This window comes from Buttiauxella sp. JUb87, from assembly GCF_004361975.1.
Taxonomy (GTDB): domain Bacteria; phylum Pseudomonadota; class Gammaproteobacteria; order Enterobacterales; family Enterobacteriaceae; genus Buttiauxella; species Buttiauxella ferragutiae.
In genome coordinates this window covers 273,991-287,196 of sequence record NZ_SNVY01000002.1, presented here as the reverse complement: position 1 = coordinate 287,196, position 13,206 = coordinate 273,991, and the positions used below count along the sequence as shown (strand labels likewise).

14 protein-coding genes are annotated in these 13,206 nt (G+C 52.1%); 9 read left to right on the top strand and 5 right to left on the bottom strand.

Translation table 11 applies throughout. The features are described from left to right. Window positions 1-13 precede the first annotated feature (13 nt). Window positions 14-679, bottom strand: coding sequence for a 7-cyano-7-deazaguanine/7-aminomethyl-7-deazaguanine transporter (locus EC843_RS09685; RefSeq protein ID WP_064542299.1), 666 nt, complete (start codon window positions 677-679; stop codon window positions 14-16). A 175-nt stretch (window positions 680-854) separates the two neighbouring features. On the opposite strand from EC843_RS09685, the gene tusA reads away from it, so the two are divergent. From tusA to EC843_RS09665, 4 genes are all read left to right on the top strand, one after another. Continuing rightward, on the top strand, window positions 855-1,100 hold the full coding sequence (gene tusA / locus EC843_RS09680) for a sulfurtransferase TusA (protein ID WP_064542301.1): 246 nt from the start codon (window positions 855-857) through the stop codon (window positions 1,098-1,100). 198 nt (window positions 1,101-1,298) lie between these two features. Continuing rightward, complete coding sequence (locus EC843_RS09675) at window positions 1,299-2,282, top strand: TRAP transporter substrate-binding protein (protein ID WP_064542303.1); 984 nt, start codon at window positions 1,299-1,301, stop codon at window positions 2,280-2,282. A 34-nt stretch (window positions 2,283-2,316) separates the two neighbouring features. Then, window positions 2,317-2,826 carry a TRAP transporter small permease gene (locus tag EC843_RS09670; protein ID WP_064542306.1) on the top strand — a complete coding sequence of 170 codons (510 nt, stop codon included), beginning with the start codon at window positions 2,317-2,319 and terminating at the stop codon, window positions 2,824-2,826. Between the two features lie 14 nt (window positions 2,827-2,840). Beyond that, window positions 2,841-4,127: a TRAP transporter large permease gene (locus EC843_RS09665; RefSeq protein ID WP_064542309.1), complete on the top strand. Its 1,287-nt coding sequence runs from the start codon at window positions 2,841-2,843 to the stop codon at window positions 4,125-4,127. An 89-nt stretch (window positions 4,128-4,216) separates the two neighbouring features. Here EC843_RS09665 and zntA read toward each other — a convergent pair whose 3' ends face one another. After that, window positions 4,217-6,415 carry a Zn(II)/Cd(II)/Pb(II) translocating P-type ATPase ZntA gene (gene zntA, locus EC843_RS09660; RefSeq protein WP_133522160.1) on the bottom strand — a complete coding sequence of 733 codons (2,199 nt, stop codon included), beginning with the start codon at window positions 6,413-6,415 and terminating at the stop codon, window positions 4,217-4,219. 142 nt (window positions 6,416-6,557) lie between these two features. Beyond that, the gene (locus EC843_RS09655) at window positions 6,558-7,184 is read right to left on the bottom strand and encodes a lysoplasmalogenase (RefSeq protein WP_064542315.1); all 627 of its coding nucleotides are present in this window, start codon (window positions 7,182-7,184) and stop codon (window positions 6,558-6,560) included. A gap of 143 nt (window positions 7,185-7,327) precedes the next feature. Between EC843_RS09655 and EC843_RS09650 the strand changes: the two genes are divergently transcribed. Beyond that, window positions 7,328-7,690: a DUF2500 domain-containing protein gene (locus EC843_RS09650; RefSeq protein WP_064542318.1), complete on the top strand. Its 363-nt coding sequence runs from the start codon at window positions 7,328-7,330 to the stop codon at window positions 7,688-7,690. Window positions 7,691-7,697: 7 nt separating this feature from the next. On the opposite strand, the gene EC843_RS09645 is transcribed toward EC843_RS09650, so the two are convergent. Both EC843_RS09645 and rsmD read right to left on the bottom strand, forming a co-directional pair. Next, complete coding sequence (locus EC843_RS09645) at window positions 7,698-7,967, bottom strand: DUF1145 family protein (protein ID WP_064542321.1); 270 nt, start codon at window positions 7,965-7,967, stop codon at window positions 7,698-7,700. Between the two features lie 11 nt (window positions 7,968-7,978). Further along, window positions 7,979-8,554 carry a 16S rRNA (guanine(966)-N(2))-methyltransferase gene (gene rsmD, locus EC843_RS09640; protein WP_064542324.1) on the bottom strand — a complete coding sequence of 192 codons (576 nt, stop codon included), beginning with the start codon at window positions 8,552-8,554 and terminating at the stop codon, window positions 7,979-7,981. A gap of 160 nt (window positions 8,555-8,714) precedes the next feature. Here rsmD and ftsY point away from each other — a divergent pair, with 160 nt between their 5' ends. From ftsY to rpoH, 4 genes are all read left to right on the top strand, one after another. Beyond that, window positions 8,715-10,364 (top strand): signal recognition particle-docking protein FtsY, encoded by a 1,650-nt coding sequence (gene ftsY, locus EC843_RS09635; protein ID WP_133522159.1) that lies wholly within the window; start codon window positions 8,715-8,717, stop codon window positions 10,362-10,364. A 2-nt stretch (window positions 10,365-10,366) separates the two neighbouring features. Then, complete coding sequence (gene ftsE, locus EC843_RS09630; RefSeq protein WP_064542330.1) at window positions 10,367-11,035, top strand: cell division ATP-binding protein FtsE; 669 nt, start codon at window positions 10,367-10,369, stop codon at window positions 11,033-11,035. Further along, complete coding sequence (ftsX, locus tag EC843_RS09625; protein WP_064542550.1) at window positions 11,028-12,083, top strand: permease-like cell division protein FtsX; 1,056 nt, start codon at window positions 11,028-11,030, stop codon at window positions 12,081-12,083. The genes ftsE and ftsX overlap by 8 nt, the downstream gene beginning before the upstream one ends. A 258-nt stretch (window positions 12,084-12,341) precedes the next feature. Then, the gene (gene rpoH, locus EC843_RS09620) at window positions 12,342-13,196 is read left to right on the top strand and encodes an RNA polymerase sigma factor RpoH (protein ID WP_034499532.1); all 855 of its coding nucleotides are present in this window, start codon (window positions 12,342-12,344) and stop codon (window positions 13,194-13,196) included. Window positions 13,197-13,206 lie beyond the last annotated feature (10 nt).

The following is a 13,206-nucleotide window of genomic DNA, read 5'->3' as shown; positions in this document are numbered from 1 at the left end:
AATTCAACCACCGTCAACCCGGCTGCAACGCCGAACTTTCAGACTTATCTGCCAAACGTTTCAACAACATATTCAGTAGCACGCCGTACATCGGCAGGAAGAATACAATGCTGATTAGCACTTTAAAGCAGTAATCGACGATGGCGATTTCTACCCAATGTTGCGCCATAAAGGCATCCGGGCTGCGCCAGAAAGCAATAAAGAAGAATGACAGTGTGTCGCTGATATTTCCGAAGAGCGTGGATGCCGTTGGCGCAAGCCACCAGTAGCGGCTCTGGCGCAGGCGGTTAAACACGTGCACATCCAGAATCTGCCCCAATGCGTAAGCCATAAAGCTGGCAACAGCGATACGGGCGACGAACAAATTGAAATGCAAAAGTGCGTCGAACCCTTGCCAGGTACCCATATAAAACAGCGCGGAAATACCGTAGGAAATCACCAGCGCGGGCAGCATCACGGCAAAAATAATGCGTCGAGCCAGCGGTGCACCAAAAATGCGTACCGTCAGGTCGGTTGCGAGGAAGATAAACGGAAAGCTAAACGCGCCCCAGGTGGTATGGAAACCAAAAACCGCGACCGGTAATTGCACCAAATAGTTACTGGAAGTAATCACCAGCAAATGGAATAGCGATAGCCAGAACAGCGCTTTAGTGCGCTGAGTAGAATTGAACTGCGTCATTTTGTAGCCTTTTTAGTGAAAGGGGTGAGGGAACCCTGGTCTTTTTTAAAGCGGGGGCGATGATACTGCTTTAACCCCGCATTGCAATGGTTAATTTTAGCGCAATCGTTCACGTGACTTGCGCGATAATCTGCCGGGGGTAAACTAGCGCGGTTTGTTAAATACGAGACCGCTGATGACCGATCTTTTTGCCAATCCTGACCACACTCTTGATGCTTTGGGCCTGCGCTGCCCCGAACCTGTGATGATGGTGCGTAAAACCGTGCGCAATATGCAGGCCGGTGAAACGTTACTTATCATTGCTGATGACCCCGCGACCACGCGTGACATCCCCGGGTTTTGTGTTTTTATGGAACACGAGCTTATTGCTAAACAAGTGGAATCATTGCCTTATCGCTACTTGCTGCGTAAAGGGCAATAAAACCGCTTCAGCCCCTGGCGTCTTGCTTCGGGCTTCTGAACCCGCTTTACATCTGCTTTGAACCCCAATTTCATTTTTTGTCACTTTTTGTGAAGTGCTTCACCCTCGCTTTTCTCCACGTAGTCTAGTTTTTAATCTACAAATTAAAACATTGTTTTACTTCTTATCTCAAATTTCTACCTCTGCTGGAGCGACCCAATGAAGAAGACCTTTCTGCCTGCTTTTGCTGGTTTATGTCTGTCTACCGCGTCCGTTCTGTTTGCTCAAACGGCTTGCGCCCAGGTGATTAAAGCTGCCGACGTTCATCCGGAAGGTTATCCGAATGTGGTCGCGGTGCAGCATATGGGTGAAAAACTCAAACAAGAAACCAATGGTGATTTAGAGATCAAAGTGTTCCCGAGCGGTGTGCTGGGCGATGAAAAACAGATGATTGAACAGGCGCAGATGGGGGCGATCGACATGATCCGTGTGTCGATGGCACCGGTTGCGGCGATCCTGCCGGATGTTGAAGTCTTTACCTTGCCGTATGTGTTCCGCGATGAAGATCATATGCACAAAGTGATTGACGGCGATTTAGGTAAAGAGATTGGCGCTAAGCTGACGAATAACCCGAAATCCCGCCTGGTGTTCCTCGGCTGGATGGACTCCGGCACGCGTAACCTGATTACCAAAAATCCGGTGGTGAAACCTGAAGATCTTAAAGGGATGAAAATCCGCGTTCAGGGTAGCCCGGTGGCACTGGCAACGCTAAAAGACATGGGCGCAAACTCGGTGGCGATGGGCGTGAGCGAAGTGTATAGCGGGATGCAAACCGGCGTTATCGACGGCGCGGAAAACAACCCACCGACGTTTATTGCCCACAACTACATGCCGGTCGCCAAAAACTACACGTTGAGCGGCCACTTCATTACCCCAGAAATGCTGCTTTATTCCAAAGTGAAGTGGGACAAACTGACGCCTGACCAGCAGCAAAAAATCCTTACCCTGGCGCGTGCTACGCAAATGGAACAGCGTGAACTGTGGAATGCTTACAACAAACAAGCGCTGGAAAAAATGAAAGCCGGTGGCGTTCAGTTCCACGAAATCGACAAAGCCTGGTTTGTGAAAGCCACTGAGCCGGTGCGCAAAGAGTATGGCGATAAGCATCAGGACCTGATGAAAGCTATTGCTGAAGTTCAGTAGTTATTATCGCTAACCCTTGCGTGGAGGGGATCTTATGTCCCAACGCTACTCAGATTTGATGGATAAGGTTTATTTGCTGGCGATGATTATTGCGGGGTTTTCACTGTTAGTGATGACGGTGATTATTCCGATTGGCATTTTCTCGCGCTATGCCCTGAACCGTGGGGAGTCCTGGCCGGAACCGGTAGCGATTATCTGCATGGTGACCTTCACGTTCATCGGCGCGGCGGTGAGTTACCGCGCCGGTTCGCACATAGCAGTGAATATGCTGACAGACCGTCTGCCACTGGCGTTGCAGACGTTTTGCGCACGCATTGTTGATCTGCTGATGCTGCTTATCTCGCTGGTGATGTTCTATTACAGCTTCTACCTGTGCGCCGATTTATGGGAACAGCCAGTTGCTGAATTCCCGCTCCTCACTTCCGGCCAAACCTACCTCCCGCTGCCTGTGGGCGCGATCTTACTCATTCTGTTTGTTGTCGAGCGCTTGCTGTTTGGCTCTCAAGAGAACCGCCCAATCGTGTTGCTGGGTAATCACGGTTAAGACCAGGGGATAACATGGACGCATTTATTTTATTAGCGACACTTGCGGTGCTGCTTGCAGTGGGAATGCCTGTGGCCTTTGCCGTTGGGCTAAGCGCCATTGTCGGGGCGTTATGGATAGATTTACCGTTGGAAGCGATCATGATTCAAATCACCAGTGGGGTGAATAAATTTACCCTGCTGGCGATACCGTTCTTCATTCTGGCCGGGGCGATTATGGCGGAAGGCGGTATTGCCCGCCGCCTGGTGAACTTTGCTTATATCTTCGTTGGGTTTATTCGTGGTGGTTTGTCACTGGTGAATATCGTCGCTTCTACGTTCTTCGGCGCAATTTCCGGATCGTCCGTGGCGGATACCGCATCCATCGGTAGCGTGATGATCCCGGAAATGGAGAAAAAGGGTTATCCGCGCGAATATGCAGCAGCGGTCACGGCGAGCGGATCGGTGCAGGCGATTTTGATCCCACCGAGCCATAACTCGGTGATTTACTCCCTGGCGGCAGGCGGTACGGTCTCTATAGCCACACTGTTTATCGCGGGTATTTTACCAGGATTGTTGCTGGGTTTCTGCCTGATGGTGATGTGCCTCGGCTTTGCCCATAAACGCGGTTACCCAAAAGGTGAACGCATTCCCTTCAAACAAGCGGTGAAAATTTTCTTCGATGCGCTGTGGGGTTTGATGACGGTGGTCATTATTCTCGGCGGGATTCTGACGGGGGTATTTACGGCGACAGAATCGGCGGCGGTGGCTTGCGTCTGGGCATTCTTCGTCACCATGTTTATCTACCGCGATTACAAATGGAATGAGTTACCAAAGCTGATGTTCCGCACGGTAAAAACGGTCTCTATCGTAATGATTTTGATTGGTTTTGCGTCGGCGTTTGGCGCGGTGATGACTTTCATGCAGTTGCCGTCACGTATCACGGAATTTTTCACTTCGCTGTCTGACAACAAATACGTGATCTTGATGTATCTCAACGTCATGTTACTACTGATTGGCACCTTGATGGACATGGCGCCGATCATCCTGATCCTCACGCCAGTTTTGCTGCCGGTGACCAATTCGCTGGGCATCGATCCGGTGCATTTCGGTATGATCATGATGGTGAACCTCGGCATTGGTTTGATTACTCCGCCGGTCGGTTCGGTGCTGTTTGTTGCCAGTGCGGTGAGTAAACAGAAAATCGAAGTGGTGGTGCGCGCCATGTTGCCGTTTTACGCCGTGTTGCTGGTGGTGCTGGCGATGGTGACTTACATTCCGGCGGTTTCGTTATGGTTACCGCATATGCTGGGCATGAATTAAGGCAAAACGGTGGATGACGCTTGCGCTTATCCACCCTACAAAACCAGATGTTCCGTAGGTCGGGTAAGCGCAAGCGTCACCCGACTTTTTTATTTTTTGCGCAGCAACCGCAACGCATTCGCTGTAACCAGTGCCGTCGCGCCGGAATCGGCTAACACCGCGAGCCACAGGCCGGTGAGTCCCAGCAGCGTGGTCACCAGGAAAATCCCCTTCAGTCCCAATGCTATAGTAATGTTCTGGCGAATATTGTTATGCGTTGCGCGGGCGAGGCCAATCATGCTGGCAAGCTCGGTCAGGCGGTTGTGCGTAAGTGCCGCATCTGCGGTTTCGAGCGCTACATCCGTGCCGCTACCCATCGCGATGCCGATGGTTGCCGCTTTCATGGCTGGCGCATCGTTGATGCCATCACCCACCATCGCCAGAGATGAACGGGAGTTGAGTTCATTCACCACGCTGACTTTATCGGCAGGTAGCAGGCTGGCGCGGTAATCCATGCCTAATTCCCCAGCGATGGCTGCTGCCGCTCGCGGGTTATCGCCAGTTAACATCACGCTCTGCACCCCGATTTTTCTCAGGTCAGCAACAGCCTGTTTAGCATCGCTACGCAAGGTATCTCGTAGTGCAATCGCGCCGAGTAAGCGATTTTGCTGCACCACCGCAATCACCGTTTGGCCTTCAGCTTCAAGCTGGGTAATTCGCTGCTGCCAGCTGGTGTCGAGAATGTTTTCTGCGAGTTTACCCGGTGCGCTCAGGAGCACGGTTTCGCCGTTAATAGTGGCTTCCACCCCAATACCTGCCAGCGCGCGGTTGGCGCTGGGCACCGGTAATGCCAGCCCACGGTTTTGTGCCTCACGAACAATGGCTTGTGCTAACGGGTGTGACGAACCAAGTTCTACCGCCGCCGCCAGTGCCAGCAGCTCGTTTTCATTAATCTCGCCATTCATTTCAATGGCGGTGACCTGCGGTTTACCAGCAGTTAAAGTGCCGGTTTTATCGAAAGCGATATGCTGAATTTTACCGAGGCGTTCAAGTGCGGCTCCGCCTTTGATTAATGCACCGCGTCGAGCGGCGGCGGCAAGCCCGGAGGTAATCGCCGCAGGGGTAGAAATCACCAGCGCGCATGGGCAACCAATCAGTAACAGCGCCAGCCCTTTGTAAATCCACTCATCCCAGCTTTGCCCGAAAAACAGTGGCGGGACGACGGCTGCCAGTAACGCAATCGCCATGATAATCGGTGTGTATATCCGGCTGAAACGGTCGATAAAGCGCTCTATCGGTGCACGGCGTTCGTCTGCTTCTTCAATTAAACGCAAGATGCGGTCGATGGCGCTGTCGCCGGGTTCTGAAATCACTTCGAGCTGCACTAACCTGTCGACACTGGTACTGCCCGCAGGCACTTTCTCGTCTTGCTGGCGTTCGACCGGAATAGATTCGCCTGTTAGCGCGCTTTCATCAAAACTGGCGAATGGCGTTAGCAGTCGGCCATCAGCAGGTAAACGCCCGCCAGCAGCCACTTCAATGACATCGCCCGGGCGTAACTCAGCCAGTGCGATAGTTTCGCGCTCGCCGTTTCGAATGCGGGTAGCGACTTCCGGTTTCAGCGCCATTAGCGCACTGACACCACGGCGTGCGCGGCTGGCAGCGTAAGATTCCAGACGTTCGCCAATTAAGAACAGCAGCAATACCATCGCGGCTTCGGCGGTCGCGCCGATAAACAGCGCGCCAATGGCTGCGACGCTCATCAAGGTTTCAATGGCGAACCAATTGCCGCTGCGTATCAGGCGCACCGCCTGGCGGGCTATCGGCCACAGGCCAACCAGCGTGGTGGCGATAAACGCGAACTTGCCGAATGGATGGTTAAATTGTTCAAGAGTCCAGCTCAGCGCCATCATCACGATCAGCAACATGAGTGGTAAGTTTTCGCGCCAGCTGGATGTTTTCTCCGCCGGGGCGGCGCTATTTCGCAGGTTGTATCCGGCGGCTTTTACCGCTTTCTCAACTTGCGGGCGAATATCGCGATTCGCAGTCACCAGCAGTTTTTGGGTGGCGAATAGCACCTGCACGCGCTGGACATCCGCCAGTTGCTTCACCGCATTTTCAACTTTGCGAGCACAGGCGGCGCAGTCCATGCCATCAACCAGCCAGCTATAACGCTCACCGGTGTCAGGAATGGTTTCTGCTTCCGGTGCTGCGTTGCAGGTGTCGTTGTTACAGCAGGAGGACGTTTGCGCAGGCAATGGACTGAGCTTTGCTTTAGCAAATTGCGGTGGTTTTTGGGAGTTGAGCATGTGCCCTCCTGGGTAATGATAATGTTCTCATTACCCATGTTACTCTCTGGAGTTGACTCCAGAGTCAAGAGGGAAATTTTCCAGATTAAGTTCGCGGCATTTGTAGGTCGGATAAGCTTGCGCCATCCGACACTGTTTAGCCTCAAATGTACAACGCGCGGACAATCATAAAGTGCCCGGCAAAATAGCATGCCGCGGCGATAGCGCTGTCGCCCGTAAAGCGGCGGCGATAGTGGCTACCCAACCAAACAATATTGCCTAAAAGCAGTAGCGCTGCACCCACAAAGGCCGAGAAACTTGGGCGCGTTGGCAGGTAGAAATACAGCTCACCGGCCAGCCAAACCATCACCAGCGTCATGCCAATAAACGTCAGAATCGGCCAGCGGAACGTTTCGAGTCGCGTCCAAATCACTGCCACTAATAACGCCCCCACCACTAACAAAATCAGCGGTAAAGGCCAGAACAAACTAAAGGTCATCTGGCTGGCAAAATAGAGGGTATACAGCAGGTGAGAGAGGAAAAATGCCCCGATGGCGTACAGCATGCGCTGAGTGGGCAGCAGGGTGAGAGCGTCACCGAGCAGCGTTGCCGCAAGCCCCGCGAGGATCAAATAGCCTGTTGCGTTGAACATTGGCGCTTGCCAGGCCAGCAGTAATAAAAGTAAAAGGGTGACAGGTTTGAAGACCCAGCGTTGCCAGGTTGGCCCGCGATAGGAGGCATCAACGTAGAGCCAGCCGGAGAGGAATACAGCGATAAATGACCAAAGCATGGCTTGTCCTTAGGGTATTAAATTAAAATGTACCGTACTAAAAGCAAGATTCTACCTGTCAGTCTAGTGACCAATAGCGCCAGATGACAATATTCTGAGCGGCAGGGTATTCTTAAAAGTGCCTGACAATACGAGATAAATCTATGAGTAAAATGCCACTTTTCTTCATTGCTGTTGTGGCGGTAATCATCGTGGCGGCATCGTTTCGCTTTGTGCAGCAGCGTCGTCAGAATGCGGAAAATGATGCAGCACCAGTGCTGCAAAGTCATGTGCAGGTGGCGACGAAACGCGAAACGCCAGGTAATGAACGTCGCTCACGGCAACGTGAAGTCACGCCGGTTGAAGACTCGATGCGTTATGAGGTTTGGTTTCGCCCACTCAGCGGCGGGTTGGATCTGAAAATGCGTGTGGCGGCGGTGCAGTATCATGCGATGAGTGTCGGAGATACGGGGACGTTGCAGTATAAGGGGACGCGGTTTGTTGGCTTCATCCCCGACCCCCAATAGGATGACTTTACTTGCCCTGGCGGAGTTTCTTCTGCCAGACCAGCAACTCAAACACCCCAAAGATGAAAATCTTAATTTGCTGAGCACGGCTCAACGGCGGGCTATCTTTCGGTTGGGTTGATTTCAGCAGCGCCAGCTGCATACCGTGCATCAACACGGTGAAGATCAGCGCGACGTTAACAAAGATATTCAGCGGCCGTGGGAACGGCTGGAAAATATTTAATAACAAAAATCCCCAAACGCCCAGCATCAACAAGCGGCCTATATTAATCAGCATGATGTCGTTCCTTAAATTTCACGACTAAATAAACGGTAAGCGACCTGGCCTGCGACTTTTTCACGATGCAGCGACCAGCTTGCTGGCACTGCGGGCATGCCATTTTCAACTTCGCTTTCAACGTAAATCAGTGCTTCGTCTGCCAGCCAGCCATTGCTTTCTAACAGCGCTAATGTCTCGTCCAACAACCCTTTGCGGAAAGGCGGATCAACAAACACGATAGTGTGCGGCTCGCCAGGTTGTGCCAGGAAATTGAGCGTATTGGTGTTCACTACTTTTCCATTAGCCGCTTTTAAGGTGGCGAGATTCTTTTGCAGCTGTTGCGAAACATGGCGGTCCATCTCCAGCAAGGTGGCGCTGGTGGCGTAACGCGATAAGGCTTCCAGCCCCAGCGCACCGCTTCCGGCAAAGCAGTCCAGCACAGTAGCCTCGACCATTGACGGTGCCAGCCAGTTAAACAGGGTTTCACGTACTCTATCCGTTGTTGGACGCAGGCCAGGGCTGTCTGGGACGGGCAGTTTACGGCCGCGCCATTGGCCGCCAATAATACGGATCTGGCCGGTGCCAGTAGATTGCGGTTTTTTCATGAGACTCACTGCGATGCAATTTCTTGCCGTCTAGTGTAACGGTGTGTGTAAAGCGGGGAAAGTGATAGACTAACGTATTCATTCGATAATTATTTTCAGTGCCCGTGGCAAGCTCAATCGGGCCTGTGCCATGAATTAACAGCGAGGGGTGTGTTCGCAAATGGCGAAAGAGAAAAAACGTGGCTTTTTTTCATGGCTAGGCTTTGGCCAGAAAGAGCAGGCTTCTGAAGCAGAATCAGAACAAAAAGTAACAGAAGAACAAGCGGTTGCCGAAGAAGTTGTTGAGCAGGTTATTGAGCCTGAACAGCCACAAGCGGCGGAAGAAACTGTACAGCCTGACGACGCTAAGCCAGAAATCCAGACAGAGGTTCAACCTGAAATTCAGCCAGTAACTCTGCCTGAAGCCGAACCTGTGGTGCTTGATAAGCACGAAGAGCCCGAAGCCTTCGCAGAAGAGATCGTCGAAGTCACCGAAAAGCTCGCGGAGAGCGAAGTGGTGGTGGTTGAGCCTGAAATCACTCCAGAACCTGAAGTAACGGCACTAGCTGCGGTTGAACACGAAGAGTTGCCGGTTCCAGAAGAGATCGCTCCAGAAATTGAGCCAGTACCGGAGCCAGAAGAGTGGCAGCCGGAGCAAGAGCCAGTTGTTGTTGAAGATATTGTTGAAGATGTTGTTGAGCCTGAGGCGCTTGCTGAACCTGAAGAAGTGACCATTCTTCCGGTAGAAAACGTGGTTGTTGAGGAAGCGCTGATTGAAGCTATTCCTGTTGCTGCCATCGTCGTTGAAGAAGTGCAGGCCGAGCCGGAACCTGAAGAAGCCGAAGAATCTCCGGCTGAAGAAGAACCTCAGCAAGAACAAGAGCCTCAGCAAGAACAAGAAAAACCAACCAAAGAAGGTTTCTTTGCGCGTCTCAAACGCAGCTTAATTAAGACTAAACAGAACCTCGGTTCCGGATTTATCAGTCTATTCCGCGGCAAGAAAATCGACGATGATCTGTTTGAAGAACTCGAAGAGCAGCTGCTGATCGCGGATGTTGGCGTCGAAACCACACGCAAAATCATCACCAATCTGACAGAAGGTGCGAGCCGCAAAGAGTTGCGTGACGCCGAAGCGTTATACGGCCTGCTGAAAGAAGAGATGGGCGAAATCCTCGCGAAAGTCGATGAGCCACTGAAAGTTGAAGGCAAAACACCATTTGTTATCCTGATGGTCGGTGTTAACGGAGTGGGTAAAACCACCACCATCGGCAAACTGGCGCGTCAGTTCCAGCAAGAAGGTAAATCTGTAATGCTGGCAGCGGGTGATACATTCCGTGCCGCAGCGGTAGAACAATTGCAGGTATGGGGCGATCGCAACAATATTCCGGTTATTGCCCAGCATACTGGTGCTGATTCTGCGTCAGTGATTTTCGATGCCATTCAGGCTGCGAAAGCGCGTAACGTCGATGTACTTCTGGCGGATACTGCAGGGCGTTTGCAGAACAAAGCGCACCTGATGGAAGAGCTGAAGAAAATCGTCCGCGTAATGAAAAAACTGGACGAAGATGCACCGCATGAGGTTATGCTCACCCTCGATGCCAGCACGGGTCAGAACGCGATTAGCCAGGCTAAATTGTTCCATGAAGCCGTTGGATTGACAGGCATTACGCTAACCAAACTGGATGGTACAGCCAAAGGCGGCGTGATTTTCTCCGTTGCCGATCAGTTTGGTATTCCGATTCGCTATATTGGCGTCGGCGAGCGTATTGAGGACTTGCGTCCGTTTAATGCGGGCGATTTTATTGAGGCACTTTTTGCCCGAGAGGATTAACCATGATTCGCTTTGAACACGTTAGTAAGGCCTATCTCGGCGGGAGACAAGCGTTGCAGGGAGTGACCTTCCATATGCAACCTGGTGAGATGGCTTTTCTGACCGGTCACTCTGGAGCAGGGAAAAGTACTCTGCTCAAGCTTATCTGCGGTATTGAGCGGCCAAGTGCGGGGAAAATTGCTTTTGGCGGCCATGATATTAGCCGCCTCAAGAGCCGCGAAGTGCCGTTCCTGCGTCGTCAGATTGGCATGATCTTCCAGGATCACCATTTGTTGATGGACAGAACCGTGTACGACAACGTGGCTATCCCGCTGATTATCGCGGGTGCCAGCGGTGAAGACATTCGCCGCCGTGTTTCGGCGGCACTCGATAAAGTCGGCCTGCTCGATAAAGCGAAAAGTTTCCCGATCCAACTCTCTGGTGGTGAACAACAGCGTGTGGGGATTGCCCGCGCGGTTGTGAATAAGCCCGCTGTGTTGCTGGCAGATGAACCAACCGGTAACCTTGATGATGCACTCTCGGAAGGGATTTTACGTCTGTTCGAGGAATTTAACCGCGTCGGCGTAACGGTTCTGATGGCGACGCACGATATGGGGCTGATTTCCCGCCGTAACTATCGCATGTTGACGTTAAGTGACGGCCATTTGCATGGAGGCCTGGCAGGTGAATAAACGCAGCGCGCTCAATCATATAAAGCGCTTCAGCAACAGGCTGGATAAAATCAACTCGCTGAGTAAGTTAGGGGATTTAGGCCGCTCGGTGAAAAAACGCGGCAAAGGGCCTCAGTCGAAAAGTAAATCGCTCAAAGGCGGCGTAAACGAACAATTCCGTTACGCCTGGCAGGGTGCTTTACAAGACCTGCGCAGCAAGCCTTTAGCCACCTTCCTGACGGTGATGGTGATTGCCATTTCCCTGACGTTGCCAAGCGTGTGCTACATGGTTTACAAGAACGTCAATCAGGCCGCCACGCAATATTATCCTTCCCCGCAAATCACCGTTTATCTCGACAAAGCGCTCGATGATAACGCCGCGCAGCAAGTCGTCGGCGCGATTCAGGCGGAAGAGGGCGTCGATAAAGTTAACTATCTTTCGCGTGACGAAGCGCTGGGTGAGTTCCGCAACTGGTCGGGCTTTGGTGGCGCGCTGGATATGCTGGAAGAAAACCCGCTGCCTGCGGTTGCGGTGGTGAATCCAAAACTCGATTTCCAGACTACCGACCATCTGAATACCTTGCGTGACCGCGTGGCACGGATTAACGGTGTCGATGAAGTCCGTATGGATGACAGTTGGTTTGCTCGTCTTGCCTCGCTGACCGGTCTTGTGGGGCGTGTCGCAGCAATGATTGGCGTGTTGATGGTTGCAGCGGTGTTCCTGGTGATTGGTAACAGCGTACGTCTGAGCATCTTTGCCCGTCGCGACACCATCAACGTGCAAAAACTGATTGGTGCTACCGATGGATTTATCCTGCGCCCGTTCCTGTACGGTGGTGCACTGTTAGGTTTCAGCGGCGCATTTTTGTCGCTGATTCTGACTGAAATTCTGGTGTGGCGATTGTCCTCTGCGGTCACGCAAGTCGCACAAGTATTTGGCACTAAGTTTGACCTCACGGGCTTAGGTTTCGACGAATGCTTGCTGTTGCTGCTGGTGGCGTCGATGAGCGGTTGGCTGGCGGCGTGGATCGCGACCGTGCAACATTTACGTCGTTTTACCCCAGAGTAAAAATTTTTTGATATACTTGTCCCCTGCTACGAAGTACCCGTCAGCAGGGGACACGCTCCCACCTCGGTTAGTGTTTCTCCTGCCCAGTTTCATAGCTCTGTCACATTTTGTGTGTAATACAAGCACAGCTTTACAGTGAACTTGTGGATAACCTCACTGTCTGAGGTTACTGTGAATGGTACGGTTTGGCCCCTGGCGAATAGCCTGGTGCAGCAAGATTGTAGCAACCTGTACTTTAGTTTCTAAGAGAGGGTTTGAATGACCAAAGAAATGCAAAATTTAGCTTTAGCCCCTGTTGGTAACCTGGAATCTTATATCCGGGCCGCTAATTCCTGGCCGATGTTAACGGCTGAGGAAGAGAAGGAGCTGGCTGAAAAGCTGCATTACCAGGGCGATCTGGAAGCAGCGAAAAGGCTGATCCTGTCTCACCTGCGCTTTGTTGTTCATATCGCTCGTAATTACTCGGGCTATGGCTTGCCGCAGGCTGACTTGATTCAGGAAGGCAACATCGGCCTGATGAAGGCTGTGCGCCGCTTTAACCCGGAAGTGGGTGTCCGTCTGGTGTCGTTTGCTGTGCACTGGATCAAAGCTGAAATTCACGAATACGTGCTGCGTAACTGGCGTATTGTGAAAGTGGCAACCACTAAAGCACAACGTAAGTTGTTCTTTAACCTGCGTAAAACCAAGCAACGTCTGGGTTGGTTCAACCAGGACGAAGTGGAAATGGTCGCCAACGAGCTGGGGGTTTCCAGCAAAGATGTCCGTGAAATGGAATCGCGCATGGCGGCGCAGGACATGACGTTCGACATGGGCAACGACGACGATTCAGACAGCGCGCCAATGGCTCCTGTGCTGTTCTTGCAGGATAAGTCATCTAACTTTGCCGATGGCATTGAAGACGACAACTGGGAATCGCACGCGGCTGATAAACTCAGCGATGCCATGCTAGGTCTGGATGAACGGAGCCAGGATATTATCCGTGCCCGTTGGCTTGATGAAGACAACAAAAGCACGCTGCAAGAACTGGCCGACCGTTACGGCGTTTCCGCTGAGCGCGTGCGCCAGCTTGAAAAGAACGCGATGAAAAAACTGCGCATGGCCATCGAAGCGTAAGTTATTTCGT

Bases quoted from the DNA above. Each gene is read 5' to 3' on its own strand.
- EC843_RS09685 (WP_064542299.1), bottom strand. From the start codon at position 679: ATGACGCAGTTCAATTCTACTCAGCGCACTAAAGCGCTGTTCTGGCTA.
- tusA (WP_064542301.1), top strand. From the start codon at position 855: ATGACCGATCTTTTTGCCAATCCTGACCACACTCTTGATGCTTTGGGC.
- EC843_RS09675 (WP_064542303.1), top strand. From the start codon at position 1,299: ATGAAGAAGACCTTTCTGCCTGCTTTTGCTGGTTTATGTCTGTCTACC.
- EC843_RS09670 (WP_064542306.1), top strand. From the start codon at position 2,317: ATGTCCCAACGCTACTCAGATTTGATGGATAAGGTTTATTTGCTGGCG.
- EC843_RS09665 (WP_064542309.1), top strand. From the start codon at position 2,841: ATGGACGCATTTATTTTATTAGCGACACTTGCGGTGCTGCTTGCAGTG.
- zntA (WP_133522160.1), bottom strand. From the start codon at position 6,415: ATGCTCAACTCCCAAAAACCACCGCAATTTGCTAAAGCAAAGCTCAGT.
- EC843_RS09655 (WP_064542315.1), bottom strand. From the start codon at position 7,184: ATGCTTTGGTCATTTATCGCTGTATTCCTCTCCGGCTGGCTCTACGTT.
- EC843_RS09650 (WP_064542318.1), top strand. From the start codon at position 7,328: ATGAGTAAAATGCCACTTTTCTTCATTGCTGTTGTGGCGGTAATCATC.
- EC843_RS09645 (WP_064542321.1), bottom strand. From the start codon at position 7,967: ATGCTGATTAATATAGGCCGCTTGTTGATGCTGGGCGTTTGGGGATTT.
- rsmD (WP_064542324.1), bottom strand. From the start codon at position 8,554: ATGAAAAAACCGCAATCTACTGGCACCGGCCAGATCCGTATTATTGGC.
- ftsY (WP_133522159.1), top strand. From the start codon at position 8,715: ATGGCGAAAGAGAAAAAACGTGGCTTTTTTTCATGGCTAGGCTTTGGC.
- ftsE (WP_064542330.1), top strand. From the start codon at position 10,367: ATGATTCGCTTTGAACACGTTAGTAAGGCCTATCTCGGCGGGAGACAA.
- rpoH (WP_034499532.1), top strand. From the start codon at position 12,342: ATGACCAAAGAAATGCAAAATTTAGCTTTAGCCCCTGTTGGTAACCTG.